A 26,076-nucleotide genomic window follows, 5' to 3' on the forward strand; every position below is an offset into this window, starting at 1 on the left:
CGATTGCCAATGAAATCGCCGCCCGCTAGCTTGCCATGAGCGGGAGGGCGACCATGTCGATCGAGCGGGTTCTTTGGGAGCATGACGCAACCGGCCAGGCCGCACTCGTGCACAATGGAGAGCTCACACCGCAAGATCTCGTCGATGCGGCGATCGCCCGGGCCGAGGCCACCCGGCCGGAGATCAACGCCATTGCCGAACCGCTTTTTGAGGCGGCGCGGGCGCGCGCGAAAACCGTCGACCACAAGCTGCCGCTTGCCGGAGTGCCCTTTGCGCTGAAGGACCTCGGCATCGCCATGAAGGGCGTGCCGACGCATGGCGGTAGCCGCATCCCGGCTTTCACCCCCGATTTCAACTCGGTCATGACGGAACGCTATCTGGCTGCCGGCCTGATCCCGATCGCCACCAGCACCGCACCCGAACACGGACTGAGGCTGGTGACCGAGTCGGTGGCTTACGGCGTCACCCGCAATCCATGGGACACCGCGCACACGACCGGCGGTTCCTCGGGCGGTGCGGCTGCCCTGGTCGCGGCCGGCGTCGTGCCGGTGGCGCACGCCTCGGACGGCGGCGGCTCGATCAGGGTGCCTGCTGCCTGTACCGGGCTGGTCGGGCTGAAAACCTCGCGCGGCCGCGTGCCCTTGACACCGCTCGTCACCGAAAGCTGGTACGGCTTCGTCGTCGACCATGCGTTGGCCCGCTCGGTGCGCGATACGGCGCTGCTGCTCGACCTGACCCACGGGCCCGACCCGCTGTCGCCCTACGCGGCACCGTCGCCGACCGGCAGTTTTGCTGCGGCGGCCGGGCGCGATCCGGGCAAGCTCAAGCTCGCCTTCTATCGAAAATCGCCGCTCGGCCTGCCGATATCGGAAGAGACGTTGAAAGCTCTGGATGCGGCGATCGCGCTGGCGCGCGAAGGCGGGCACAGCATCGAGGAGATCGACCTGCCCTATATCGATCGCGATTTCATCGCCGATTTCGCCAGAACCGTCGCCGCGGCGGTGGCCGGCACGATGCGTGCCGAGGCCTTGCGCGTCGGCCGCTCCATCTCAGGCGACATCGAACGCGCCACGCGCGTAATGAGCCGGTTCGGTGAAATCCTCTCGGCCGGCGAAATCTACGCCGGCCTGCAGCGGCTGCACGCCGCCTCGCGCCGGCTTATCACCGAAACCGCGCGCTATGATGCGGTGCTGATGCCTGTCATCGCGCACCCGCCGCTCGCCTGCGGCACCATGGACCCGAAAGGCGTCGACGAATTCATCGAGAATGTCCTGGACAGACTGCGCCTCGCCGGCCTGCTGAAGTTCAAGCCGCTATTCGGCCAGCTGATGGACAAGAGCCTCTGGTTCACCCACTGGCCGGCGATCCAGAACGTCAGCGGGCAACCGTCGATCACGCTTCCGGTCTACGTCACCGATGCCGGCCTGCCGCTCGGCGTCCAGGCCGCCGGCCGCCCCGGCGACGAGGAAACGCTTTTGTCGTTTGCCGCGCAGATGGAAAAGATCTCGGGCTGGCCGGGACGGCGGGCGCCGCTGCAGGTGCCGGCATAGACCATGATCCCGAAAGGTGGGAACCGGTTTTCGGACAAGATCATGGTCAAACAAATAGTAGTACCGATTTGATCGATCGTGACAGCAAAGCCGTTTGCCCCCTCGTCCAATTCCCGCTAAGACGCCGCCGTTCATGCCAAGCTGGGAACCACGCCGATGACGGATGTCGCCGCCACCGCCGAAATGCAGGCCGCGCTGCTTTCAAGAGCGCTGCCCTATATGCAACGCTACGAGAACAAGACGGTCGTGGTGAAATATGGCGGCCACGCGATGGGCGACATCGCGCTCGGCAAGGCTTTCGCCCGCGACATCGCACTTTTGAAACAATCCGGCGTCAACCCGATCGTCGTGCATGGCGGTGGGCCGCAGATCGGCGCCATGCTCAGCAAGATGGGCATCGAATCCAAATTCGAGGGCGGCTTGCGCGTCACCGACCAGAAGACCGTCGAGATTGTCGAGATGGTGCTGGCCGGGTCGATCAACAAGGAGATCGTCGCGCTGATCAATGCCGAGGGCGAGTGGGCGATCGGCCTGTGCGGCAAGGACGGCAACATGGTGTTTGCCGAAAAAGCGCGCAAGACCATGATCGATCCGGATTCCAACATCGAGCGGGTGCTCGACCTGGGCTTCGTTGGTGAGCCTGTCGAGGTCGACCGCACATTGCTCGACCTCCTGGCGCGGTCCGAAATGATCCCGGTGCTGGCGCCGGTAGCGCCCGGCCGCGACGGCCATACCTACAACATCAACGCCGACACTTTTGCCGGCGCCATCGCCGGCGCCTGCCAGGCGACGCGCCTGCTGTTCCTTACCGACGTGCCCGGCGTGCTCGACAAGGACAAGAAGCTGATCGACGAGCTGACGGTGGCCGAGGCCAAGGCCCTGATCAAGGACGGCACGGTCTCGGGCGGCATGATCCCCAAAGTCGAGACCTGCATCGAGGCAATCGAGCGGGGCGTCGCAGGCGTCGTCATCCTTAACGGCAAGACGCCGCATGCGGTGCTGCTCGAGCTGTTCACCGAACACGGCGCCGGCACGCTAATCGTGCCGTGAGGCCGGGTGTCTGAGGGGCTCAAGCGTTTGGCGAAATAGCGGTCACGGACTGACGCGGCAGGCGTTCGACAACCATCGATTCCTCTTCCTCGTCTTGCGGCGAGCCCCAGAATTCGGCGAGCGTCGGGCCATGTTTCAGGCGGCGGTCGCGAACCAGAAAGCCCCAGACTTCGCGGAACCAGACGCGGCGGCCCATTTTGGTGTACCAGCGCATCGAATGCCGTTGCTCCGGATCCTTGTGGAACAGGATACGCGCCAACGCCTTGGGCCGCGACTGCACCGCCAGTTCGATCAGCTTGACGGCGAAGAACAACATCCACGGCTTGAGGCGGGTCATCTGCAGCACCTGATGCTTGTAGTCCCACAGGCGGGCGTCCAGCTGGATCACCTTGCGGTCCCTGGCAATCCTGAAGAACGGCGTCCAGCGATGCGGCGTCACGTAGAGTGCCTGGATCTGGTCAGGGTCATAAGCGATCAGTTGGCGGAAGCCGCGCCAGAGGTCGCGCAAGCTTTCGTCCTCGAAACCGGCCACCCAGGTCGCCATCGACAAGATGCCGTTGAGGCGCAGCAGCCGTATCGCCTCGCGGTCGGATGAGGTGCTGCCGCCCTTGCGAATCAATGCAAGCGTCTGCTGGTCGGTATTTTCCATGCCAAGCGGCCAGCGGATGACGCCGGCCTTGCGATAGAGATGCAGGCTGTCGGCGTCGCGGACGATGTCATCGGCGCGGGTGGAGCCGACGATCAGCACCGGCACATTCTCGGCGATCATCGCGTCGAGAAAGGCGCGCCAGGCTTTTTTGGAAGACGTCGGGTTCTCGTCGGCAAGGTTGATCAGCTCGACACCATGCTCGCGGTATAGCCAGGCAATCTCCCGCGCGAATTTCATGGGGTCGCGGTGCCGCCAGCGCGTCCAGAAGCCGCGCTGGCCGCAATAGTTGCACAGATGCGGACAGCCTCGCGAGAACTGCATGACCACCGCGCGCTTGCCTCCCCAATAGCTGTAACGACTGAAGTCGATCAGTTCCCAGCCGATGCGGTAGTCGTCGAGGTTGGTGATCGTTCTTGCCGGCCGGGTTGCAAAGGGCCGGCGCAAATCGTCAGGAAAGGCGATGCCCGCCACATCCGACAGCGGCTTGCGTTTCTCAAGCGCTTCGACCAGCGCGACGATGGTCGCCTCGCCCTCGCCGCGCACGATAAAGTCGAAAACATTCGTTTCAGCCAGTATGTCGCGCCAATGATAGGTCGGAAACACGCCGCCATAGATCAGGATTGTCGCCGGCTGGATGTCCTTGACCATGCCGGCGATCAGCAGGGCTGTCGGATGCGCAGAGGTCGAGCCGGAATGGCCGATCAGAATGCAGTCGGGATGGTCGCTCAAGGCGTCCCGGACCAGCATGGCAAGCGCCATCGGCCCGAATTCGGCGTCCACAAGCCGCACTTGATGTCCCGCGTCGATCAGCGGACCGCCCAGTGCCAGCAAACCGAGCGGCGGCAGATGGTCGTCCGGCACACGGCTGCCGATGGCGGTATGCGGCGGGTTGATCAGGACGATTTTCATGGCGGGCCTTATGCGATGGCGGTCCGCATGTCGTAGTCGGCGATCTAGTTCCGGAGATTGGCTCGCTTCAGCAGTTTGTGTGCAGCTTTTCCGCAGAAATGCCTATCGTCTGAGATGTGCCAGCGGCACATGGCCGGGTCCCTTGATGTTCTGCAGCACAAGCTGCGTGTGGACGTCGCGCACGCCTTCGAGCCGCATCAGCCGGTGCATGACGAAGGCATTGAGTTCGTCGACCGACGGCACCATGACATGCAGCAGGAAATCGTAGTCTCCAGTCATCGTCCAGCACGACGACACCTCGTCCATGCGCTGCACGGCGGCGATAAAGGTTTCGGGCGAGCCGTCGCTGTGGGTCACGAGGCGCACCTGGATGAACACTTCGACCATCAGACCGACGGCGCGGCGGCTGAGTATCGCGGCGAAGCCTTTTATGATGCCCGCCTGCTGAAGAGCCTCGAAGCGCCGCGCGCAAGGTGTCGTCGACAGGCCGATCTGCTGCGCCAATTCCGATACCGGCTTGCGCCCGTCGCGCTGCAGGATGTCGAGCATCTTGATCTCGAATTCGTCAAATTGAGGCATTTTCACTCTCCCAAAGCTCGATCGTGGAGTCTTTTACCTCCAACCCTGCATTTGAGCCACCATCAAAGCTGATTTGCCTCGCGTGATCCGGCTAGAATTTCCGGCAGTTCGCTGGTCATGATTTCCAGGGAGAGCAAGCCATGACAATGAACGTTGCCGACTATGCCCGCGAATGCGCGGCGCGAGGCCTTCGCGGCGATTATTCCGTCTGCCGTGCCGATTTCACCGTGGCGCAGGGCTACAATTATAGCGACGAAGAACAGGCGGTGTGGCGCACGCTGTGCGACCGCCAGACGAAGCTGACCAGGAAGCTGGCCCACCACTCCTACCTCGACGGCGTCGCGGCACTCGGCCTTCTCGACAAGATCCCGGATTTCGGTGCGGTCAGCGAGAAGCTGCGCAAGTTCACCGGCTGGGAGATCGTCGCCGTGCCGGGGCTCATCCCCGCCCAGCCGTTCTTCGACCATCTCGCCAACCGCCGCTTCCCGGTCACCAACTGGCTGCGAACCCAAAAGGAGCTCGACTACATTGTCGAGCCCGACATGTTCCACGATTTCTTCGGTCACGTGCCGATCCTGACGCAGCCGGTCTTTGCCGACTTCATGCAGATGTATGGCAAGAAGGCCGATAGCGTGATTGCGCTCGGCGGCGACGAGATGATCACCAGGCTTTACTGGTACACCGTCGAATACGGCCTGATACGCGAGCCGGGCCAGCCGCTGAAGGCTTTCGGCGCTGGGCTGATGTCATCCTTCACAGAGCTTCAGTTCGCGGTCGAAGGCGGCGAGGCGCACCATGTTCCCTTCGACTTGGAAACCGTAATGCGCACCGGCTACGAGATCGACAAGTTCCAGCGTGCCTATTTCGTGCTGCCGTCGTTCGACGCCCTGCGTGATGCTTTCGAGACCGCCGATCTTGCGGCGATCGTGGCGCGCCGCAAAGGCGAGCCAGCGCTCGACCCGGCGAGCCTATAGGGTGTCGGTTGTTTTCAACGCCTCGGCCTTCAGCCGGGCCAGTTGGTCGCGCTGAAGGTCGAGGGATGCCGTGACGAAGCGCAGGATCGTGGCGAGTTCAATGTCGCTGAATGTGGCGATCACCTTTTCCCCCTCCTGCGCGATCGCGCCATAATAGCGCGTCGATAGTTCTCGCGTGAGTTCCGTCGCCTCTATGACCACCTTGCGCCTGTCCTCGAGGCTGCGCGTTCGTGTCAGCAGGCCGCGCGCTTCCAGCCGGTCGATCAGCGCGGTGACCGCAGCCGGCGTCAACCCTGTTGCGGCCGCGACCTCGCCAGCCGATCGCGGGCCGCCATAGAGCAGCGCCAAGCAATGGCGTTCCGCCATGCTCAGCCCAAGCCTATCGCCCACTGCGTCGTCATAAGCCTGCGTCGCGTCCTGCCAGCCCATAATGGCAAGGCTGATAGCGGTCTTCATGTCTGCCCGATTCATGCTTGACGAATTTATTTCGATCATCTAACTATCAATCCGCCTAACATTATGGCTATTATAGTAATGTGCTGCATCGGGCACAAGGCAAGGCCTATCGCAGCCTGCAGGGAGTGAAAAATGAATCAGACCCCGACGCGCGGCTCACTCACACCGGCTGAGGAGTTCAAATACGCCAAGCTGGCGATGGAGTGGTATGGCTGGGGCTCTCCCATTGGCCTTGGCATCGCTCTGGTCGCACTGGCGGCCGCCGCCCTGCTGTTCCGCATCGCCATACTCGGATTTTGACAGTCTGGCCACGGCGCGGTTGAATGCAGACAGGGTGGAACTCTCCCAGCGGAAGGCTCAGGGCCGAACTCAGGCGGCTTCGGAAATATCGCGGTCGATGATCGACAGATTGCGGCCGCGATGCTTGGCCTCGTAAAGCCGCTGGTCGGCGGCGCGCATCAGCTCCGACACTGCGGCGTCCCTGCCGCAGGTGATGCCGCCAATACTGACTGTCAGCGGAACCGTTCGTTCGTCGACGGGCCGGAAACGGATACGCTCGACCTCACGGCGGATGCGATCGGCGACGCGCCTGGCCTCGTGTTCGGTGGCACCAATCAGAAGGGCGCAGAATTCCTCGCCGCCGATGCGCCCAAGCACGTCGCCGCTGCGCACGCCACGCTCTATCGCCTTTGCGATCAGGAGCAGCGCATCGTCGCCGATCAGATGGCCGTAGCTGTCGTTGATGGTCTTGAAATGGTCGGCATCGACGATCAGCAATGCCCCGCGATCGGACTTACGCCGAGAGCCGTCGAGGGCGGCAAAGAAACTTTCGCGGTTGAGCATGCCGGTCATGTCGTCGCGGCTCGCCTTGTCCGCCAGGCGCCGGTGCGCGGCTGCAAGCTGGGCATGATTGCGAGCAAGGTCGCGGTGCGCGTTCTTCACCCTTTCGCTTTGCCAGAATGCATAGGCGCCGGCGCCCCAGGCCAGAACGAGTGGGCACAGGGTGGATGCCAGCCAGATGGTGCGATTGATCGAAAATCCCATCGCCGGCACAACGATCAGCGTCAGCAGAAGCGAGGCGGCGACGGAGGCGAAAGCGATGGCGGCAGACTTTAGAAATATGTGATTCATCGCTGGCTCCCACTGCTCCGTCTTGGTGTCAGCAAGCGCTGAATGCCACCTTTCGGCGATGCTTAAAATGTTAATCGTTTCGCCATTTTCACCACTCTTGGCGCGCATAGGTTGTGGATAAACCTCCTGTTAGAAAGATCGTTTCGTGCCATAAGGACGGTATGACCACACTTCCCGACCCCGCCCGCTTTGCCCATGTCACCGACTGGGTGTTCGATCTCGACAACACGCTTTACCCGCACCATTCGAATCTGTTCTCGCAGATCGATGTGAAGATGACCGCCTACGTCGGAGAATTGCTGACGCTGCCGCGCGAGGAAGCACGCAAGCTGCAAAAGGAGCTCTACCGCGAATACGGCACGACACTGAACGGATTGATGACGCGCCACGGCATCGACCCCGACGATTTTCTCGAGAAAGTGCACGACATCGATTATTCTTGGCTGGTGCCCGATCCCGTCCTCGGCACCGCCATTCGCCAGCTTCCCGGCCGTAAATTCATCTTCACCAATGGCGATCGCCGGCATGCCGAACGCACCGCGCGGCAGCTGGGCATTCTCGAGCATTTCGACGATATTTTCGATATCGTCGCAGCCGGACTGAACCCCAAGCCGGCGCGGCAATCCTATGAGAGATTTGCCGAACTCCATGCCGTTACCGGGCAAAATGCGGTGATGTTCGAAGATCTCGCCCGCAACCTGTCGGTACCGAAATCGCTGGGCATGACCACGGTGCTGGTGGTGCCGCGCAATTTCGAGCCGACCTTCTCGGAAATTTGGGAACGCGACCCGGCCAACGAGGATGATGTGGACTTCGTCACCGACGATCTCGCCGGCTTTCTCACGGCGATCGTCGAAGTCCCTGCTTGAGGCAGCCTGCGCGCTTCAAGTCCTGCTTGCTTGTCAAAGTTTATAGAAGCGGCTGACGATCCCCCAGGCCTCGTCGGCGGTCTCGACAAAATCGATGATATCCTGGTCGCCGGGAGTGATCGTGCCTTGCTCGGCGAGGAAATCGAGGTCGATTGCCCTTTCCCAGAAAGCCTTGCCGAACAGAATGACCGGCACGCGTTCCATGCGGCCGGTCTGGATCAGGGTCAGCGTTTCGAAGAACTCGTCCATCGTGCCGAAGCCGCCGGGAAATACCGCAACGGCCTTGGCACGCATGACAAAATGCATCTTGCGGACCGCGAAATAGTGGAAGTTGAAGCAGAGTTCCGGCGTCACGTAGGCGTTTGGCGCCTGCTCGTGCGGCAGCACGATGTTGAGACCGATCGACGGCGCGCCAACATCGTCGGCGCCACGATTGCCGGCCTCCATGACGCCCGGCCCGCCGCCGGTCACCACGACGAATTCGCGATAGTACGAGGTGGCCGACTGCTGTGAGCAGAGGCGGGCGAATTTGCGCGCCTCCTCGTAATATTTGCTGTTTTGCTCGAGGTTCTTCTTCTGCGTCTCGTTCTTGGCCGCCCAGGCTTCGCCGCCGGGCTCGGGAATGCGGGCGCCGCCGAACAGGATGACGGTCGATTGGATGCCGCGCTCGGCCAGGATCATCTCCGGTTTCAGCAGTTCGAGCTGCAGCCTGACCGCGCGCAACTCGCGCCGCGTCATGAAATCGGGGTCGTTCCAGGCCAGCCGATATGTCTCCGCGCGCGTTTGCGGCGTGTCCGGCACGCTTCTCGACCGCTCCAGATCCTCGTCCGAATGCGGCAGCGGCGTCCATCCCGCCTTTTCCATGGGAGTCATATTTGCTTTACCCGTCCAATCATTCACTTGCGCCGTCCCGTGACGCTGCCGCGATTGACCCTCCCCAAGCCTTCACATAGGGTCCGCGCGACTTTCAAACAGGTTAAGGCGCCGGCCCTTAACAGCTTGGTAATGGAGCGAATTCATGTCGAAGCACGATCTCGCGAGCCTCGAGGAGATCATCGAGAACGCCTTCGAGGAACGCGACACGATTTCGACCGCAACCCGCGGCGAGACGCGCGAGGCCATCCAATCGGCGCTCGACCTGCTCGACCGGGGCGTCGCCCGCGTCGCCGAGCGGCAGGCCGACGGCAAATGGCACGTCAACCAGTGGCTGAAAAAAGCGGTGCTGCTGTCCTTCCGGCTCAACCCGATGGAGATCATCAAGGGTGGTCCCGGTCAGGCGGTTTGGTGGGACAAGGTGCCCTCGAAGTTCGACGGCTGGAGCGCCGTCGATTTCGAGAAGGCCGGCTTCCGCGCCGTGCCGTCGTCGATCGTGCGCCGCTCCGCCTATGTCGCGCCGGGCGCCGTGCTGATGCCGTCCTTCGTCAATGTCGGCGCCTATGTCGACAGCGGCACCATGGTCGACACCTGGGCTTCGGTCGGCTCCTGCGCCCAGATCGGCAAGAATGTGCATCTGTCGGGCGGTGTCGGCATCGGCGGTGTGCTGGAGCCGATGCAGGCGGGTCCCACCATCATCGAGGACAACTGTTTCATCGGCGCCCGTTCCGAAGTGGTCGAAGGCTGCATTGTGCGCGAAGGCTCGGTGCTCGGCATGGGCGTCTTCATCGGCCAGTCGACCAAGATCGTCGACCGCGCCACCGGCGAGATCTTCTACGGCGAGGTGCCGCCTAATTCCGTCGTCGTCGCCGGCTCGCTGCCCGGCAAGCCTTTTCCAAACAACGAGCCCGGCCCCAGCCTCTACTGCGCCGTCATCGTCAAGCGGGTCGACGCCAGAACCCGTTCCAAGACATCGATCAACGAATTGCTGCGCGCTTGATCTTTCTCAACGAATACGGACGGAATTCGCTTGCCTGATAGATCAGACCTCATCTGGCTTTTCTTCAAAGCTTCGGGCCGCGTCAGCCGCGCGGCCTATTTTCTTGGAGGATTGCTGGTGGCCATCGTACAGGCCTTCCCGCTCTACCGTTTCACGCTGGTGCCGGAAGGCACCACCGAGAGCAACATGTGGTCGTTTATTTTCTTCATCGCCTTCATTGCCTCGCTTTGGTCGAACGTGGTGCTGGCGGTCAAGCGGTTGCACGACCTCGACAAGCCGGGCGTTGCGGCGCTGGTGCTTTTCGTGCCGGTTGTCTCGATCATCGCTTTCCTCGTGCTTTGCCTGTTTCCAGGGCAACCCGGCCCCAACCGCTACGGCAAGCGCACCAATGCCCCGGCTGAACCCTGAGCGCCGATCGGACATTTCGTCATGCGCTACCGCTCGCTTGATCCGAAACTGATCCTCGAAACCGCCGAACGGCTGGAAGGGCGCGTCGCCGAGCGCTTTCCCGATGCAGGCTTGCGTGGCGTCGCCGCCGAGCTGGTGTCGCTGTCGCGCGATCTGGCAAAGGCAGCCAAGGCGCTGGAGGCGCCGATCTGGTGGCTGCGCGGCCTCATCATCGCCGCCTTCGTCGCCGGAGCGCTGATGTTCCTGTTCGTCGGCACAATCCTGCCGCTCGGCCGCATCTCGGGAAACCACGATGCCTTCCAGTCGGTGCAAGGAATCGAAGCCTCCCTCAACGTGATCATCCTCGCGGTGCTGGGCTTCCTGGCCCTGATTCGCTCCGAGGAGCGGATCAAGCGCAAGCGGGTGTTTCGCCAGCTCCACGGGTTGCGTTCGCTGATCCATGTCATCGACATGCACCAGCTGACCAAGGATCCGGCCGCACTTTCACCCAGTTTCAAGCCGACTGCGCATTCGCCAGCCCGCATCACCAACGCCGCCGACCTTGCCCGCTATCTCGACTACTGCTCCGAAATGCTGTCGATCACCGGCAAGATCGCCGCGCTGTTCGCGCAATCGGTGAATGACGCCGTGGTCATCGACGGCGTCAACGACATCGAGAACCTGGCTTCGAACCTCTCGCGAAAGATCTGGCAGAAGATCACGCTGATCGAAACCCCTCATGGGCAGCCGGCACGTGCGGCGAAGACCGATCCCGAGCCGGGTCCGCCGCGTCGGCCTGCAGTCCGCAGACGACCGGGGCCGGCAAGCTAAAACCGGCGACCCGGCGGCAGATCCGCTAGAGCGACAGAGCGCGGAGTTCCGAAAGCCCGGTTTTGCGCCAGATGCTCTAAGCGAATGTTAATCACCCTGGCCCAGCATGCCGGCGAAGACTGTGTCGACCGGCACGGAGCGCTCGACTGGCAAGCGACCTATCCCTGATCACCAAGGAGCCGCGCAAAACGTGGAGCGCCGGCGCTCGCCTGTTTGCCTGGTTCTCTTCGCCAATGAAATTGGAACCGGAAGCTGTCCGCGCGCGGCTTCTCGACACCACCTTCGACCGCAAATTCGCAGTCCTGTTCGGCACCATCAGCGTTCTGTTGGTTGCGGTCAGCGCCGCTCTCGCCACCGGGGATTGGTGGCCCTACGCCTGGATTACCGCCGACCTGATGCTTTTCACCGTCCGCGTTCTGTTGATGCGGGAATGCGAACAGGCCCGCACGCGCGGCTCCAAAGGGCCGCTGGCGGGCCTGATGGCAGCCAGCGGCGTCTGGTCGGTCGTCTTCGGCCTCGGCTGCTATGGCTGTGTTGCCAGCGGGAATATGGCGCTTTCCGTACTTGCCGCCTTGAATGTCGCAGGCGTCGTCGGCGTGGTGTCGTCACGCAATGCGGCGACCCCGCGCTTCGCCATATTCGTCATGTTGGCCGTAAGCCTGCCTTACGTGGTCGGTGCATTGTTTTCTGCGGCGCCCGGAATGCCGATCGTCGGAATTCAAACGCCGTTCTATGTGGCTGGCGTCATCATCGTGCTGCTTCAGAACCACGCAATCAATGCCCGCATGATCCGCGCCGAACTGGACAATCGCGACCTGGCCATCAAGGACGCGCTGACCGGCCTGCCAAACCGCATCTTCCTGCAGGAGAAATTGCGCGACATGTGCCGCGAGCTTGCGGCGCCGGCCGCCAATGGCGGCAAGCCGTTTGCAGTGCTCAGCATGGATCTCGACGGTTTCAAACAGGTCAACGACCGTTTTGGCCACGCCGTCGGCGACGTGCTGCTGTGCAAGGTGGCCGAACGATTGAAGCGCGGCTTCCGTCCGGGGGACATGGTCTTCCGCATTGGCGGCGATGAATTTGTCATCCTTTTGCCCGCAACCTCGGAGATCGAGGCCACCTACCTGGCAAAGCGGGCCATCGAAAAGGTCTCGGTGCCTTTCGACCTCGGGGTCGGTTCCGCCATCCATGTCGGCTTGAGCGTCGGCAGCGCCTTCGCACCCGCCGACGGCGGCGATCCGGAAATCCTGCTCACCTGTTCCGACCATGCGCTCTACGAAGCCAAGCGCACCGGCAAGGGCCGTTACTGGGCACCTGTGCGGGCTACCATCTGACGGCGGCGACAGGCAAGGCGATCCGCTTCTCTCCTGCCCGGCCGGCCATGCCTTGCGTCGCGCCGCTCTTGACCGCTACTTGCAGCGCCTTCTCGATGCCCGGCCGCCAGCAGAACCATTTGTCGCCCGGCAAGTATCTGGCAGCCGCCGGCGTAGCAGCCGATACTGCCGGCACCGGCGATTACGATTGTCTTGCCATGCGTGATCATGCGATGGCCCTGCCCTGGTCGAGAGGCCTTGCCGCAATCATACGACATGAAAACCATAATGTCGGCGGCATGTCTGGCCCTTATGTCTGGCCGTGACAGTCCCTGCGCTTTCGACTATCGCTTTGCCCATGACGCTGCCTACCGATCCGACCAGAAATCTGGCTGCTCTCATCCGCTGCGCTTCCGTGACGCCCGCCGAAGGCGGTGCGCTGAGCGCGCTGGAAGAAATGTTGAAGCCGCTCGGCTTTGCCGTCGAGCGCCCGGTGTTTTCCGAATCCGGCACACCTGACATAGAGAACCTTTACGCGCGGCGTTCCGGCAACGGCCCGCATCTGATGTTTGCCGGCCATACCGATGTCGTGCCGGTGGGCGATGAAACAGCCTGGACGCACCCGCCCTTTGCCGCCGACATCGCAAATGGCGAGATGTTCGGCCGCGGCGCCGTCGACATGAAGGGCGGCATCGCTTGTTTCGTCGCGGCGGTAGCGCGACACATCGCGCAGAAGGGCGGCCCGAAGGGGTCGGTCTCGCTGCTGATAACCGGCGATGAGGAAGGTCCGGCGATCAACGGCACGACGAAACTGCTCGAATGGGCGGCCGGCAAAGGCGAGAAATGGCATGCTGCGATCGTCGGCGAGCCGACCAATCCCGACGCGCTCGGCGATATGATCAAGATCGGCCGGCGCGGCTCGCTATCGGGCACGGTCGTCGTCAACGGCCGCCAGGGCCACGCCGCCTATCCGCAGCTGGCCGACAACCCGGTGCGCGGCCTGGTGACGCTGGTCGACGCCTTGCTTCACCCCGTCTTCGACAACGGAACAGGGGATTTCCAGCCGACCAATCTTGAGGTGACCTCCATCGATGTCGGCAATCCTGCCACCAACGTCATCCCGGCGAAGGCGGCGGCTACCTTCAATATTCGCTTCAACGACACATGGACCGCCGAGACGATCCAGGCCGAGATCCACAACCGCCTCGACCGGGCGGCGAAACGCAAGAAATACCGCGCCGGCAAGACGACGCCGGTCGACTACGAGATCGCTTGGCGCGACGGACCGAGCCACGTTTTTCTGACACGCGACGACAGGTTGATCGAGACGCTTTACGGCTCGATCAAGGCGGTGACCGGCAGGAAGCCGGCGCTCTCCACCTCCGGCGGCACCTCCGATGCCCGCTTCATCAAGGATTATTGTCCGGTGGTCGAATTTGGCCTTGTCGGCAAGACCATGCACATGGTCGACGAACGCGTGGCGATTGCCGACCTTGAGACGCTGACGCAGATTTATCTGCGCTTCGTTGAAGACTGGTTTGCGCAGGACATATCCTAGTGATGCTTTCAGCGGATGAAACCTACGCTTCGCTTGCCGGTGCCTGGCGGCTGATGCTCGGCAAGGCCGACGGATTTCGCCTGCTCGACCTTTCGGCGGACGGATTCTGGAACTCCTTTTTTGCCATCGTCGTCGCGGCGCCGGCACTGATCGTCGGCTGGGTCGGTATTGCCAACGAGATCGGCGACCCCAACGCATTCGTCGGCCGTTTCAGCATGTTGATCCGCCTGGCCACCGTCGATATCGGCGCCTGGGTGCTGCCGCTCATAGGCCTCGCCTTGGTGGCGCCGCGGGTCGGCGTCGGCGGCCGTTTCGTCCATTATGTCGTGGCCAGCAACTGGGCCTCGGCGATCATCGCCTGGATGATGCTGCCATCGGCGTTGATCCGGCTTTTCCTGACGTCGGCCAACGAAGTCTCCGGACTCGTGTCGCTGCTGTTGTTCGCGCTGTCGATGGTCTTGACCTGGCGGATGACCAACGTTGCGATCGGCAGGGGTGCGGCGGTCGGCAGCGCCGTTTTTGCCGGCATGTTCGTGGCGTCGCTGATCGTCCTGTTCGGACTGCAGGCGCTGCTCGGGATCAGCGTTCCGGATCAGCCAGGCGTCGGATAATCGACGCCGACGAGAAACAGCCCGTCGGGCGGCGCCACCTGACCGCAGGCCGCACGGTCGCGCGCCTCAAGCGCCGCCTTGAGGTCGGCAACAGTCCAGCCGCCTTCGCCGACGCGTTTGAGCGAGCCGACCATAGAGCGCACCTGGTTGTGCAGGAATGAGCGCGCCGAAGCGCGGACCTCAATGAAATCGCCCGCCCGGCTGACATCCAGCCGGTCGAGCGTGCGGACCGGGCTGGAGGCTTGGCACTGGGTCGAGCGGAAGGTGGTGAAATCATGCCGGCCAAGCAGCACCTTTGCCGCTTCGTGCATGGCACCGGCATCGAGCTGCTTCGGTACCCACCAGATCTTGCCCTTGTCGAGCGCCGCCGGCGCGCGGCGATTGACGATGCGGTAGAGGTAATGGCGGCCGATCGCCGAGAAACGCGCATCGAAGCTATCCGGCACGGCGGCGGCCTTCAGGACGGCGATGCGCGCCTTGGCCGCTTGCAGATGCGCGTTGACGGCGTCGCGCACCTTGTCGCCGGGCCATGCCTTGATCAGATCGACATGCGCCACCTGAGCGGTCGCATGGACGCCGGCATCGGTGCGGCCGGCGGCGCGCAGCGAAACCTGCTCACCACAGAACTTCTCGATCGCCTGCTCGATCGCCTGCTGCACCGAAGGCTGGTTGGCCTGGCGCTGCCAGCCGGCGAAGAGACTGCCGTCATATTCGATGTCGAGGCGAAAACGCGGCATTCCCGGATCGAAGCGAAATCAGGCGGCGAGGGCTGAGCCGAAGGCCGAGGCGTAGACCAGCCTGCCGGTCTCCGGCGCCTCGCCCCAGGCAAGCGCCTGCAAAGCCTCGCTTTGGTACTCGCTCTCGAATTTCGCTGCACGGGCGCGGCTGTAACCGAAACGTCCATAGTAAGCTGGATCGCCGAGCACCACGGCGAGCGTCTCGCCAGCAGCCTTCAGGCGGATATGCGCCTCGCGGACCAGCGCACCGCCGATGCCGGTGCCGTGGAACGACGGCTCGACCGCCAAAGGAGCCAAAGCCACCGCCGGGAAGCTCTTGCCGCCATTCTGCACGAACAGCCGTGAAAACAGGATATGCCCGACCACTTGCCCGTCTTCGTCCGCCACCAGTTCGACGACGGCATCACCGCCGGTGACCAGCGCGTCGACCAGTCCGGCCTCCGTCTGCTGGCCGAATGCGTGTTCTTCGACAAGGCGGATCGCCTCGCGGTCCCGCGGCGTCGCCGCGCGTATGGACATCATGCTCATGACAATTTCATTCCTTTTTCGAGCTTGGCCCCGCGCAGAAACTCCTGCGCGGCAATGGGCCTTGCGCCCGCACGTTGAACTTCGACCAGCCTGATCGCGCCTGACCCGCAGGCGACCGTCAGCCGGTCATCGAGAATTCCTCCCGGTTCGCCGGCGCCTTGCGAGAGCGTCGAGCGAAGCAGTTTCAGCCGTTCTACACGGCCGCCGATTTCGGCCTCGCACCATGCACCGGGAAAGGGCGACAAGCCGCGAATCTGGTTGTGCACGTCGCCGGCAGGTCGCAGCCAGTCTATGCGAGTCTCCGATTTATCGATTTTCTTGGCGTAGGTCACCCCCACCTCCGCCTGTGTGGTAAATGTCAGCGTATTTCGTTCCAGCCGTTCCAGCGCTTGCACCATCAGCGCAGCACCGAGGACCATCAGCCGGTCGTGCAGATCGCCGGCCGTCATGTCGGGTCCAATCGGACATTTTTCAACCATTGCCACCGGCCCGGTGTCGAGGCCTTCCTCCATCCGCATCACCATCATGCCCGTTTCGGTATCGCCGGCCATGATGGCGCGCTGGATAGGGGCAGCGCCGCGCCAGCGCGGCAACAACGATGCGTGGCCATTGAGGCAACCGAGCCGCGGCGCCTCGAGAATGGGTTTGGGCAGAAGCAGCCCGTAGGCGACGACCACGGCGACATCGGCGCGCAAGGCGCGGAACGCCTCCTGCTCCGCCTCGCCCTTCAGCGACACCGGCGTCCGCACCTCGACGCCCAACTGATCCGCCTCGCGCTGCACCGGCGACGGCGTCAGCTCGAGCCCGCGCCGGCCGCCGGCGCGCGGCGGCTGCGTATAGACGGCGGTCAACCCGTGCCCGGCCCCGGCAATCGCCCGCAGCGTCGGCACGGAAAATTCGGGCGTACCCATGAAGATGACACGCAGGGGCATTCGTCGACCCCTACCCCACCATCTTGCCCGGCGCCTTGTCCCTGGCGAGCTTTTTGAACTTCTTGACCACCATGTCGCGCTTCAGTTTTGAGATGTGGTCGATGAACAGCACGCCGTTGAGATGGTCGATCTCGTGCTGCAGGCAGGTCGCCATCAGCCCCTCGGCCTCGATCTCCTGCAGCTTGCCGTCGCGATCGAGATATTTCACCCGCACCGCCGCCGGACGCTCGACCTCGGCGTAGTAGTCAGGGATCGACAGGCAGCCTTCCTCGTAGACCGAACGCTGGTCGGCGCTTTCGAGGATTTCGGGATTGATGAAGACGTGCGGTGCCGGCGTCTCGTCCTCCTTGGCGAGGTCGATCACCAGCATGCGCAAGGGTTCGCCGACCTGGATCGCTGCGAGGCCGATGCCGGGCGCGTCATACATGGTGTCCAGCATGTCGCCGGCCAGTTTGCGCAAATCGCCATCGACACGCTCGACCGGTTTTGAAACCTGGCGCAGGACGGGATCGGGGAGGATGATAAGAGGCTTGATCGACATGGCGTCTCACCTAAGACCTCGCAGGAAAAGCGTCAACCGGGACGGCTTCGGGTCGTTCACGTTTTGATCTGTGCCGGCAGACCGAATCATCTATGCTGTCGGCATGAACGATCTGGCCACCATCCTGTCCGAACCTGTCGCCCGCCTCGGCGCCACCATGCTCACGCTCGGCCAAGCCCTGGGTTTCGGCGCAATGCTATTCCTTGGACTGTTCGTGGCGCTCGTCGTTGCGCTCTGGCGATCGGCCAAGGCGCGTGCAGTGGCGGCCGCCGAAGCCGCCGACCACGCCCGTGACGCCGAGCTGCGGATGGCCGGCATCTTGGCAAGCCAGGCGGAAATGCAGGGCCGCATGGGCGCCATCGCCGAAGTGTTCGGGGCGCGCCAGGCGGAACTGACCCAGTCGATCGGCCAGCGCCTCGATGCCATGACCGGCCGCCTGGGCCAGACCATGACCGAGCAGACGAGATCGACGCATGAGAGCCTCGCCAAGCTGCAGGAACGGCTGGCGGTTATCGATATCGCGCAAGGCAATATCCAGTCGCTGGCCGGCCAGGTCGTGCAATTGCAGGCGATCCTTTCCAACAAGCAGACGCGCGGCGCCTTCGGCCAGTCGCGCATGGAGGCCATCGTCGCCGACGGATTGCCGCACGGCGCCTATGAATTCCAGGCGACCTTGTCGAATGGCAGCCGGCCCGACTGCCTGGTGAAGATGCCGAACGGCGCGCCGTCACTTGCCATCGACGCAAAGTTTCCGCTCGAGGCGTGGAACGCCATCCGTGCCGCCGAAGGCGCCGACCTGCAGAAGTCCGCCGCACAGGCTTTCCGCCGCGACATCGAGGTGCATGTCCGGGATATTTCCGAAAAATACCTGATCCAGGGCGAGACGCAGGACACCGCCTTCATGTTCGTGCCCTCGGAATCGGTGTTCGCCGAAATCCATGAGAATTTCGAGGCCGTTGTCCAAAAGGCGCATCGATCGCGGATCGTCATCGTTTCGCCATCGCTTTTGATGCTGTCGATCCAGGTCATCCAGGCAATCCTCAAGGATGCACGCATGCGCGAGCAGGCGCACCTGATCCAGGGCGAAGTCATCCGGCTGATGGAAGATGTTTCCCGGCTCGACGAGCGGGTGCGCAAATTGCAGACGCATTTCGGTCAATCGGCCAAGGATATCGAGGACATCCTTGTCTCGACATCGAAGGTGACCCGGCGCGGACAAAAGATCGAGGCGCTGGAGTTTGGCGTGCAGCCGGCGGAGGATACCGCTGGTTCGAATGGCAGCGGAGCAAAAGCGGAAAGCAGCGCGCGTGTCGCCGATTCGAAAACCGGGCAATTGAGGCTAAGGGTCGTCGAAGGCGACGATTGAGAGCTACGCCGGAACCGGAGGCGAGCGCTTCGCCCCGGTCTGGCGCTACTGCTCCTCGATGATGGTGGTGCCTTCGAATTCCGGCAGCCAATGCAGCGCCGAGCGATGCCAGATCTGCTTTCTCGGCACCAGTTGCTCGCGCTGCCGTGCCGTGCCGACCCTGATGCCGTAAACCTTCGGTCCCTCGCCCGCCGACGTGGCGTAGAGATGCGAGCCACACTCACCGCAAAACGCCTGGGCGCGCTTGGCGCCGCTCGAACCGGTCTTGATGTAGATTTTCGGCTTGCCCTTGGTGATCCTGTAATTGTCCTCGGACGTCGGCACGGTGACGCGAAAGGCCGTTCCGGTTAGCTTCTGACAATCGATGCAGTGACAAATGGTGGTCTTTTCCGGATCAACCTCGGCCTCGTAAGTGATGGCGCCGCAATGACACCCGCCGTCGATTTTCATCTTCGTTCCTCCCGAGCTTTTGCCTGCGATCATAGCCGGGACTGCCCGACGGCGCATCGATTTCCTCAAGCCATTTTCCTTAGGCCGGTTCTTGTCCGGATGCCCCCGCCAAGGCCTTGCTCCGGCGTTCCCAGGTGCCGGTGGTCTGAGGCTTGACGAACAGCCGCGTCACCTCCGGCATCTCCGCTTTCAGCCGCGTCTCAAGGCGTTCGACGCAGGTCTCTATCTCGGGCGCCGACAAGTGGTCCTCGAACTCGATGCTCAGAGCGGCGACGATCTCCTGCGGACCCATATGCAGCGTCAGCGCGCCATTCGCCCGCTGCACCGCCGGGTCCTGCTGGACGATGTCCAATACTTTCATTTGCACCTCGGGCGAAGCCGGCTCGCCGAGCAGCAGGCTTTTGCTTTCGCGCGCCAGGAAGATCGCGGTTGCGCCCAGGATCAGCGCGATGCCGATCGACGCGGCGCCGTCGAGCTTCGGCATGTCCAGCAGTTCCGCCGCCGATATGCCGGCGAAGGCGACAACGAGGCCGAGAAGTGCCGCGCTGTCCTCGAAGAGTACGGTGTAGACGCTCGGATCCTTGCTGAGCTGCACCGCCTCGAGCCAGCCGTGGCTGCCTTTTTGGTGGCGGAACTCCTTCAGCGCCACCAGCCAAGAGGTGCCTTCGAAGAGAAAGGAAAGGCCAAGGACAGCGTAGTTCACCTTGGCGTTGGCAATCGGCTCCGGCGTCATGATGTGCGTCACGCCTTCGTAGAACGATATGCCGGCGCCCAGTGCAAAAACGAGGAGCGCAACGATGAAGCTCCAGAAGTACAGCTCGCGGCCATGGCCGAGCGGATGCGTACGGTCGGCCGGGCGCGCGGCGCGGTGCATGCCGTAAAGCAGCAGGCTGCCATTGCCGGTATCGACGAGCGAGTGGACGCCTTCCGAGAGCATTGCCGAGCTGCCCGTGAACAAGGCAGCGGCGAATTTGGTCAGTGCGATCGCAAGATTTCCGGCGAGCGCCGCATAGATCACTTTTTTCGACCCGCCATGCGCCGCCACGGTGTGCTGCCTTGGTTGATGCACCGAGATTGGCGGAGCGCCCGCCCACGCTCCACAGCTCTCACAACGCCTGAAGCGCCGAGTTGTTCACGAGGTCAGTTATCCAAAAGGGCGGCGCGGGGCTATTCGACGACCTCGTCCGTCCAGACCTTGAAGCCAGCCAGCGCGCCCGGCCCGAAAATGTGGGTCAGCGGCACATCAGCGGCATCGCGCCCGGAAGCAATCAGGATGCGGCCGATGCGCGGCGCGTTGTTGCGCGGGTCGAACGCGTGCCAGCGGCCGCCGAGATAGACCTCCATCCAGGCGGCGAAATCCATGTCCGACCACGGCTTTGGCAGGCCGATGTCACTGATATAGCCGGTGCAGTAGCGGGTTGGAATATTCAGGGCGCGGCAGAAGGCAACAGCGAGGTGAGCAAAGTCGCGGCACACACCACTCTGCTCGCGATAGGCCTCGGCGGCGGTGCGCGTCGGCCGTGCATTGAAATAGTTGAAGACGATGTGGTTATGGACGAAGTCGCAGACCGCCTGGACGCGCGGAATGCCGAGCGGGGTGCTGCCGAACAGCCGCCACGCTTCATTCGACAGCACGTCGCTCTCGCAATAACGGCTGGGCAGCAGGAACAGCAGCGTCTCCGACGGCAGATCGCGCACCTCGTGCTGCCACGCCGTCAGCTCGCGCGTCTCGAAGGAGCCGGGGTCGCGGATGACCGCGTCGGTGCCGAAGGCAAAGCGCCCGGCCGGCGCAACGAGACGGTTGCACCAATTGCCGAAACTGTCGCGGTAGCTCTCGATCGGCACCGGCGGGTTCGACGTCAGGAAGTCCGGCCGCTCAAGATCGGATGCGCGCGAATAATGGACATTTAGCATCGCGATCAGCGGTGTTTCCTGCGGGAAGTCGAAGCTCATCTGGCAACCGATGTGGATCCGCATTGTCGTCCCTGACCGGCCTGCCTGATCATCAGCCGGCGAAACGCGAGGGCTGATGCTGCAGTGCGAAGAAGACCTTGGCACGGACCGCTGCGGTTTACGAGGGAATTAGAAACCGGTTGACAGCCATCGGCCAGGGCGACTGCACGGCAGCGGCCTCTTGCAGTCGAGCGCGTTCTCTTGTTTCACTTCGCCAGACATCAACTGGAGGAACGAATCATGGCTAAGGGTGCGATGAAGGCAGGCAAGGAAGCCCGCAAGCCGAAGAAGGACGCGAAGAAACCCGCTCCGGCGCCGGCCCTGAAGGCACCGCCGGTGAAGGCGATGAAGCTGAAGGACAAGTAGGGCCGTTTCGGCTTATTTCGACCGGCCGCAAACGCGGCCGGCATGATTGTTCATTAAGCTCGCGCGCATCCCCTATCGATGCGGCGAAGACAGATTTCACGCATTCAAGAAATCGGCCGAAAGCCATCGAAACGGAGCGTTCCGATGGCTTGAATCAGTGCCGGAGGCGTTATCGCGCGGAGAAGCCGGGCGGCGTCCTGCCGGTGCGCTGCTTGCGCGCGGCATAGCGTGCGTCACGCTTGGCCTTGCGTTCGGCCTCGTCGGCAAGAAAACGGGCGATGCGCTCGTTCTCTTCAGCTTCCCGGATCTTCGCTTCGGCCTGTGCGGCCTCTTCGGCGGCGATGCGTGCCGCTTCGGCGGCTGCCTCGCGCTCGGCCTTTTCGGCCGCTTCGCGCGCCAGCTTTTCCTGCTTCAGCCTGGCCTTTTCGGCCTCGCGTATCGCGCGGGCCTCGAGGATCGCCTTGCGCTCGGCCTGTCGTGCCAGCACCGCTGGATCATCTGCCGCCGGCTTTGCCTTGAAGCGCTCCAGAAGCGCCTTCTTTGCCTCGTTCGCGGCATTGCGCCGCTCGAAAACGTCTTTTTCCCTATAGATAGCCAAGTCCACTTCCCTGAAGTCAATTTGCGAGGCTTACATACGCGTGAAAACCGAGAGTTCAAGCGCCAAAACGGTATGCCAGCCATGAAATTCTGATCTGTTGCAGCCGGGAGACGCCATTTCGATTGAATTCGGCTGAAAGGCACCCGCACTGTTCACCATCTAGGCATCTGGCGGGGCGGCGGACTGATCGCTACCTGCAGCGCCAGGACAAACGCTGGGATGACACACTATGGAACTCGGTCTCTACACTTTCGCCGACGTAAGCCCGGAACCGGGTCCCTGTGCGATCGGTGCGCACGAGCGGCTGCGCAATTTGATCGAGGAGATCGAGCTCGCCGACCAGGTCGGGGTGGACGTCTTTGGTCTCGGCGAGCACCACCGTCCCGACTACGCTGCCTCCGCTCCGGCGGTGGCACTGGCGGCGGGGGCCGAACGAACCAGGCGCATAAGGCTGACCAGCGCTGTGACCGTGCTGTCGTCCGACGATCCGGTGCGCGTCTTCCAGCAGTTTGCCACCCTCGACCTTCTGTCCGGCGGCCGGGCGGAGATCATGGCCGGGCGCGGCTCGTTCATCGAGTCGTTTCCGCTGTTCGGCTACAATCTCGAAGATTATGACGAGCTCTTTGCCGAGAAGCTCGACCTGCTGCTCGCCATCCGCGATCATGTCAGGGTGACCTGGTCGGGCAGTCTGCGCGCTCCGATCAATGATCGCGGCGTCTATCCCCGGCCCTTGCAGGACAAATTGCCGATCTGGATCGCCGTCGGTGGAACACCGCAATCCGTCGCTCGCGCCGGCGTGCTCGGGCTGCCGCTGGCGCTGGCGATCATCGGCGGGGAGCCGGCGCGGTTCGCACCGCTGTTCGACATCTACAGGGATGCAGCCAGACGCGCCGGCAACGATCCGGCAAGCCTTGCCACCAGTCTCAACGTGCACGGCTTCATCGCCGACAGCACGGACCAGGCAGCCGACGATTTTTACGGGCCGCAGGCCGAGGTGATGAACCGTATCGGCCGCGAGCGCGGCTGGGGGCCGACATCGCGGGCGCATTTCGACCAATCGCGCGGCCCAAACGGCGCGCTGTTCGTCGGCAATCCAGAACAGGTGGCCGAGAAGATCATTGCCCAGCACAGGATATTCGGCAACGACCGCTTCCTGCTGCAAATGGCGATCGGCACCATGCCGCACGCCAAGGTGATGAAGGCCATCGAACTCTACGGCACCAAGGTGGCGCCGATCGTGCGCCGGGAAACTGCGAGGGCCGTTCCCGCCGTGGCGGCACCGGTTGCCTGATTCCCAGTCACCTGATTCATTGGCAAGGCCGCGAGGCGGCCTTGCCGGTGACGCCGGCTAACGGAACCTTGAAGCGACAGAGGCGTTTTCGCCAACGGTCTGCACCAATCGCGGTGTGCCGCCGAGGGTCAGAATGAAAGCCGAACCCGCCGCTTCGGGCGCAAGCGCTGCCGAAAGCCCGGATCCGCGCGTCGAGGCACGGGCGGATGCGCATCTGATGCGTTCGCTGCTCGTCGGCATCTTCATCCTTATGGCGATCTACGCGCTTTACTTCGCCCGCGCCTTCTTCATGCCGGTCATTCTGGCTTTCCTGCTGGCGCTGACGCTGACGCCGATCGTTCGCTTCCTGCGCAAGCATGGCATGCCCGATGTCATTTCGGCGACACTGCTGGTGCTGCTTTCGTTCTGCCTCGTCGCCGTCGCGGGATATCTGCTCAGCGGCCCGGTCATCGACCTCATCAACAACACCTCCACGATCGGCCAGCAGCTTACCGAACGTCTGGCACAATTGCGCCGTCCGTTCGAACGGATCGTGGAGATTTCGCGCCAGATCGAGGGCCTGACACAGACTTCCCAGGAGCCGGGCGTTCAGAGGGTGGCGATGGCGCCATCCGGTATTCTCTCGCAGGCGGCCGGCAATGTGCTGTCGGCTGGCGTCAGCGTTACCATCGTCTTCGTCCTGTCGCTGTTCCTGCTCGCCTCGGGCACGATGTTCTATGAAAAGATCGTCCAGTCCTTCCCCAGTCTCAGCGAAAAGAAGCGGGCGCTGCGCGTCGTCTACGACGTCGAACGTGAAATCTCGCATTATCTGCTTACCGTCACGGTCATCAATACATGTCTCGGCATTGTCATCGGGCTCGGCCTTTGGGCGCTCGGCGTGCCCAACGCGCAGGTCTGGGGCGCGGCAGCGGCTCTGCTCAATTTCCTGCCTTATATCGGGGCGCTGACCACCATCACGCTGGTCACGATCATCGCGCTGATCAGCTTCGACACGATTTCCTATGCGCTGCTGGCGCCGGCCTTCGTCCTTATGTGCGATGTCGTCGAAGGCCAGTTCGTGACGCCGACGGTGGTCGGCCGCCGTCTCGAGATCAACGCTGTGGCGATCCTCATCGCCATCGCCTTCTGGTCGTGGCTGTGGGGTTTCGTCGGCGCCTTGCTGGCGGTGCCGCTGCTGGTCGTCATCAAGGTGTTCTGCGATCATTTCGACGGCCTCAGTCATGTCGGCAATTTCCTCGCGGCGCAGCATACGGCGGTGATCGAGGACGAAGAAATTCACGAGGCGAAAAAGTAGCGGCTTAAGGTCAAAAACGTCCCCCGATTGGGGCGGATCACGACCTTGCATCGGTGGCACGTCCGTTGTGCCTGCAGTGCTCAATCAACATTTTGAATTTGCCGCCTCGGCAACGGCTTCCTACATCCGTTCGGCCCACAGGAAACCCCGCGCCGATGACCGCTCTTTCCGTTCTCGACCTGTCGCCGATCGTCGAAGGCAGCAACGCTTCGCAGTCACTCGCCAATTCGCTCGATCTCGCCCGCCATGCCGAGCGGCTGGGATATAAGCGCTACTGGCTGGCTGAGCATCACAACATGCCGGGCATCGCCAGCGCCGCCACCTCGGTGGTCATTGCCCATGTGGCCGGCGGCACCAAGACGATACGCGTCGGCGCCGGCGGCATCATGCTGCCCAATCATTCGCCGCTGGTCATCGCCGAGCAATTCGGCACGCTCAACGCTCTGCATCCCGGTCGCATCGATCTCGGCCTCGGGCGGGCGCCCGGCACCGACATGGCCACGGCACGGGCGCTGCGCCGCAACCTCGATGCTGGCGCCGACAATTTCCCGCAGGACGTCGTCGAGCTGATGGGTTACTTCCAGCCGGCCGAAGACGGCCAACGCATCCGCGCGGTGCCCGGCGAGGGCGAAAAGGTGCCGATCTGGATTCTCGGTTCCAGCCTCTACGGCGCGCAGCTTGCCGCCATGCTCGGCCTGCCCTACGCCTTCGCTTCGCATTTTGCGCCGGCCGAGCTCGACCATGCGCTGGAGATCTACCGCTCGCGTTTCCAGCCTTCGGAGCAGCTCGACAGGCCCTACGTGATGCTCGGCCTCAATGTCTTCGCCGCTCCTTCCGATGCCGAGGCGCGGCTGCTGTTCACCTCGCTGCAGCAGGCCTTCGTCAATCTGCGCACCGGCCGGCCCGGCCGATTGCCGCCGCCAGTCGAAGGATATGAGCGCGACCTCGATCCAATGGCCAAGACCATGCTCGGCCAAGCGCTTTCCTGCGCCGTCGTCGGCTCTCCCGAAATGGTCAGGCAAGGCATCGAGGCCTTCGTGCGCCGCACCGGCGCGGACGAGCTGATGGTCACAGCGCAGATTTTCGACCATGCGGCGCGGGTGCGCTCGTTCGAGATCCTGGCCGACGCTCACAAATCGCTGTCGGAAGCTGCCTGAGAGTTGGTTCGCCACTTGCCACAGTTGCGGGCGAGGCCGGCCTTGGGCAGGGAACCTCGCGAACAGGTGTGCGAAGACACAGCGAACATTTCGCGCGCTTTACGCGGAGGTTTTCGATCCTCA

At 63.1% G+C, this 26,076-nt stretch carries 30 protein-coding genes; 17 read left to right on the forward strand and 13 right to left on the reverse strand.

Features of this window, described 5'->3' with window-relative positions:
- Positions 1–53: 53 nt before the first annotated feature.
- Both NKH83_RS26380 and argB read left to right on the forward strand, forming a co-directional pair.
- The gene (locus NKH83_RS26380) at positions 54–1,550 is read left to right on the forward strand and encodes an amidase (protein WP_352477046.1); all 1,497 of its coding nucleotides are present in this window, start codon (positions 54–56) and stop codon (positions 1,548–1,550) included.
- Positions 1,551–1,706: 156 nt separating this feature from the next.
- On the forward strand, positions 1,707–2,600 hold the full coding sequence (gene argB / locus NKH83_RS26385; protein WP_023677482.1) for an acetylglutamate kinase: 894 nt from the start codon (positions 1,707–1,709) through the stop codon (positions 2,598–2,600).
- Positions 2,601–2,619: 19 nt separating this feature from the next.
- Here argB and bchE read toward each other — a convergent pair whose 3' ends face one another.
- Positions 2,620–4,158, reverse strand: coding sequence for a magnesium-protoporphyrin IX monomethyl ester anaerobic oxidative cyclase (gene bchE / locus NKH83_RS26390; RefSeq protein ID WP_352808094.1), 1,539 nt, complete (start codon positions 4,156–4,158; stop codon positions 2,620–2,622).
- 102 nt (positions 4,159–4,260) lie between these two features.
- Entirely contained in the window at positions 4,261–4,737 is a 477-nt protein-coding gene (locus NKH83_RS26395) for an Lrp/AsnC family transcriptional regulator (RefSeq protein ID WP_352477043.1), read from the reverse strand.
- Between the two features lie 140 nt (positions 4,738–4,877).
- Here NKH83_RS26395 and phhA point away from each other — a divergent pair, with 140 nt between their 5' ends.
- Entirely contained in the window at positions 4,878–5,711 is an 834-nt protein-coding gene (gene phhA, locus NKH83_RS26400; protein WP_254815886.1) for a phenylalanine 4-monooxygenase, read from the forward strand.
- Here the strand turns inward: phhA and NKH83_RS26405 are convergent.
- Positions 5,706–6,206, reverse strand: a complete 501-nt coding sequence (locus NKH83_RS26405) for a MarR family winged helix-turn-helix transcriptional regulator (RefSeq protein ID WP_352808095.1) — start codon at positions 6,204–6,206, stop codon at positions 5,706–5,708. The genes phhA and NKH83_RS26405 overlap by 6 nt on opposite strands.
- A gap of 93 nt (positions 6,207–6,299) precedes the next feature.
- Here NKH83_RS26405 and NKH83_RS26410 point away from each other — a divergent pair, with 93 nt between their 5' ends.
- Complete coding sequence (locus NKH83_RS26410) at positions 6,300–6,467, forward strand: hypothetical protein (RefSeq protein WP_352477039.1); 168 nt, start codon at positions 6,300–6,302, stop codon at positions 6,465–6,467.
- Between the two features lie 69 nt (positions 6,468–6,536).
- Here NKH83_RS26410 and NKH83_RS26415 read toward each other — a convergent pair whose 3' ends face one another.
- A complete protein-coding gene (locus NKH83_RS26415; protein ID WP_352477038.1) occupies positions 6,537–7,298 on the reverse strand; it encodes a GGDEF domain-containing protein in 762 nt (253 codons plus the stop codon).
- 161 nt (positions 7,299–7,459) lie between these two features.
- Between NKH83_RS26415 and NKH83_RS26420 the strand changes: the two genes are divergently transcribed.
- Positions 7,460–8,167: a pyrimidine 5'-nucleotidase gene (locus NKH83_RS26420; RefSeq protein WP_352477037.1), complete on the forward strand. Its 708-nt coding sequence runs from the start codon at positions 7,460–7,462 to the stop codon at positions 8,165–8,167.
- A gap of 33 nt (positions 8,168–8,200) precedes the next feature.
- Here NKH83_RS26420 and NKH83_RS26425 read toward each other — a convergent pair whose 3' ends face one another.
- The gene (locus NKH83_RS26425; RefSeq protein ID WP_352477036.1) at positions 8,201–9,040 is read right to left on the reverse strand and encodes an LOG family protein; all 840 of its coding nucleotides are present in this window, start codon (positions 9,038–9,040) and stop codon (positions 8,201–8,203) included.
- 145 nt (positions 9,041–9,185) lie between these two features.
- On the opposite strand from NKH83_RS26425, the gene dapD reads away from it, so the two are divergent.
- The 7 genes from dapD to NKH83_RS26460 all read left to right on the forward strand — a co-directional run bounded on the left by dapD (position 9,186) and on the right by NKH83_RS26460 (position 14,740).
- Positions 9,186–10,040, forward strand: coding sequence for a 2,3,4,5-tetrahydropyridine-2,6-dicarboxylate N-succinyltransferase (gene dapD, locus NKH83_RS26430; RefSeq protein ID WP_352477035.1), 855 nt, complete (start codon positions 9,186–9,188; stop codon positions 10,038–10,040).
- Between the two features lie 30 nt (positions 10,041–10,070).
- Positions 10,071–10,448 carry a DUF805 domain-containing protein gene (locus tag NKH83_RS26435; protein WP_352477034.1) on the forward strand — a complete coding sequence of 126 codons (378 nt, stop codon included), beginning with the start codon at positions 10,071–10,073 and terminating at the stop codon, positions 10,446–10,448.
- A gap of 21 nt (positions 10,449–10,469) precedes the next feature.
- On the forward strand, positions 10,470–11,258 hold the full coding sequence (locus tag NKH83_RS26440; RefSeq protein ID WP_352506027.1) for a hypothetical protein: 789 nt from the start codon (positions 10,470–10,472) through the stop codon (positions 11,256–11,258).
- A 233-nt stretch (positions 11,259–11,491) separates the two neighbouring features.
- Positions 11,492–12,592 carry a GGDEF domain-containing protein gene (locus NKH83_RS26445; RefSeq protein WP_352808096.1) on the forward strand — a complete coding sequence of 367 codons (1,101 nt, stop codon included), beginning with the start codon at positions 11,492–11,494 and terminating at the stop codon, positions 12,590–12,592.
- A gap of 68 nt (positions 12,593–12,660) precedes the next feature.
- Positions 12,661–12,897 (forward strand): hypothetical protein, encoded by a 237-nt coding sequence (locus tag NKH83_RS26450; protein ID WP_352701001.1) that lies wholly within the window; start codon positions 12,661–12,663, stop codon positions 12,895–12,897.
- A gap of 32 nt (positions 12,898–12,929) precedes the next feature.
- On the forward strand, positions 12,930–14,129 hold the full coding sequence (gene dapE, locus NKH83_RS26455) for a succinyl-diaminopimelate desuccinylase (RefSeq protein WP_352808097.1): 1,200 nt from the start codon (positions 12,930–12,932) through the stop codon (positions 14,127–14,129).
- A gap of 2 nt (positions 14,130–14,131) precedes the next feature.
- A complete protein-coding gene (locus NKH83_RS26460) occupies positions 14,132–14,740 on the forward strand; it encodes a transporter (RefSeq protein ID WP_254815875.1) in 609 nt (202 codons plus the stop codon).
- Here NKH83_RS26460 and truA read toward each other — a convergent pair.
- Genes truA through def form a run of 4 tightly spaced genes read right to left on the reverse strand, consistent with a single transcriptional unit; the run spans position 14,722 to position 17,478 of the window.
- Positions 14,722–15,477, reverse strand: a complete 756-nt coding sequence (truA, locus tag NKH83_RS26465; RefSeq protein ID WP_352808098.1) for a tRNA pseudouridine(38-40) synthase TruA — start codon at positions 15,475–15,477, stop codon at positions 14,722–14,724. The genes NKH83_RS26460 and truA overlap by 19 nt on opposite strands.
- A gap of 18 nt (positions 15,478–15,495) precedes the next feature.
- Entirely contained in the window at positions 15,496–16,005 is a 510-nt protein-coding gene (locus NKH83_RS26470) for a GNAT family N-acetyltransferase (protein WP_254815873.1), read from the reverse strand.
- Complete coding sequence (fmt, locus tag NKH83_RS26475) at positions 16,002–16,931, reverse strand: methionyl-tRNA formyltransferase (RefSeq protein ID WP_352808112.1); 930 nt, start codon at positions 16,929–16,931, stop codon at positions 16,002–16,004. Before fmt ends, NKH83_RS26470 begins: the two co-directional genes overlap by 4 nt.
- Before the next feature lie 16 nt (positions 16,932–16,947).
- Positions 16,948–17,478 carry a peptide deformylase gene (gene def / locus NKH83_RS26480; RefSeq protein ID WP_352800851.1) on the reverse strand — a complete coding sequence of 177 codons (531 nt, stop codon included), beginning with the start codon at positions 17,476–17,478 and terminating at the stop codon, positions 16,948–16,950.
- 103 nt (positions 17,479–17,581) lie between these two features.
- Here def and NKH83_RS26485 point away from each other — a divergent pair, with 103 nt between their 5' ends.
- Positions 17,582–18,844, forward strand: a complete 1,263-nt coding sequence (locus NKH83_RS26485) for a DNA recombination protein RmuC (protein WP_352808099.1) — start codon at positions 17,582–17,584, stop codon at positions 18,842–18,844.
- A gap of 45 nt (positions 18,845–18,889) precedes the next feature.
- On the opposite strand, the gene NKH83_RS26490 is transcribed toward NKH83_RS26485, so the two are convergent.
- From NKH83_RS26490 to NKH83_RS26500, 3 genes are all read right to left on the reverse strand, one after another.
- Positions 18,890–19,294 (reverse strand): GFA family protein, encoded by a 405-nt coding sequence (locus NKH83_RS26490; RefSeq protein WP_352477026.1) that lies wholly within the window; start codon positions 19,292–19,294, stop codon positions 18,890–18,892.
- Between the two features lie 79 nt (positions 19,295–19,373).
- Positions 19,374–20,339: a cation diffusion facilitator family transporter gene (locus NKH83_RS26495; RefSeq protein WP_352477025.1), complete on the reverse strand. Its 966-nt coding sequence runs from the start codon at positions 20,337–20,339 to the stop codon at positions 19,374–19,376.
- Between the two features lie 122 nt (positions 20,340–20,461).
- Entirely contained in the window at positions 20,462–21,271 is an 810-nt protein-coding gene (locus tag NKH83_RS26500; protein ID WP_254815869.1) for a transglutaminase-like domain-containing protein, read from the reverse strand.
- Between the two features lie 216 nt (positions 21,272–21,487).
- Between NKH83_RS26500 and NKH83_RS26505 the strand changes: the two genes are divergently transcribed.
- On the forward strand, positions 21,488–21,613 hold the full coding sequence (locus NKH83_RS26505) for a hypothetical protein (RefSeq protein WP_013528464.1): 126 nt from the start codon (positions 21,488–21,490) through the stop codon (positions 21,611–21,613).
- Positions 21,614–21,782: 169 nt separating this feature from the next.
- On the opposite strand, the gene NKH83_RS26510 is transcribed toward NKH83_RS26505, so the two are convergent.
- A complete protein-coding gene (locus tag NKH83_RS26510; protein WP_023718183.1) occupies positions 21,783–22,211 on the reverse strand; it encodes a DUF6481 family protein in 429 nt (142 codons plus the stop codon).
- Between the two features lie 229 nt (positions 22,212–22,440).
- Here NKH83_RS26510 and NKH83_RS26515 point away from each other — a divergent pair, with 229 nt between their 5' ends.
- The 3 genes from NKH83_RS26515 (at position 22,441) to NKH83_RS26525 (ending at position 25,953) form a co-directional block, all read left to right on the forward strand.
- Positions 22,441–23,502 (forward strand): LLM class flavin-dependent oxidoreductase, encoded by a 1,062-nt coding sequence (locus NKH83_RS26515; RefSeq protein ID WP_352808100.1) that lies wholly within the window; start codon positions 22,441–22,443, stop codon positions 23,500–23,502.
- A gap of 133 nt (positions 23,503–23,635) precedes the next feature.
- Positions 23,636–24,796, forward strand: coding sequence for an AI-2E family transporter (locus tag NKH83_RS26520; protein WP_352477022.1), 1,161 nt, complete (start codon positions 23,636–23,638; stop codon positions 24,794–24,796).
- Positions 24,797–24,951: 155 nt separating this feature from the next.
- Positions 24,952–25,953 carry an LLM class flavin-dependent oxidoreductase gene (locus tag NKH83_RS26525; protein WP_352808101.1) on the forward strand — a complete coding sequence of 334 codons (1,002 nt, stop codon included), beginning with the start codon at positions 24,952–24,954 and terminating at the stop codon, positions 25,951–25,953.
- Positions 25,954–26,076: the final 123 nt, after the last annotated feature.

Source organism: Mesorhizobium sp. M0909 (genome assembly GCF_040319515.1).
Lineage (GTDB): Bacteria > Pseudomonadota > Alphaproteobacteria > Rhizobiales > Rhizobiaceae > Mesorhizobium.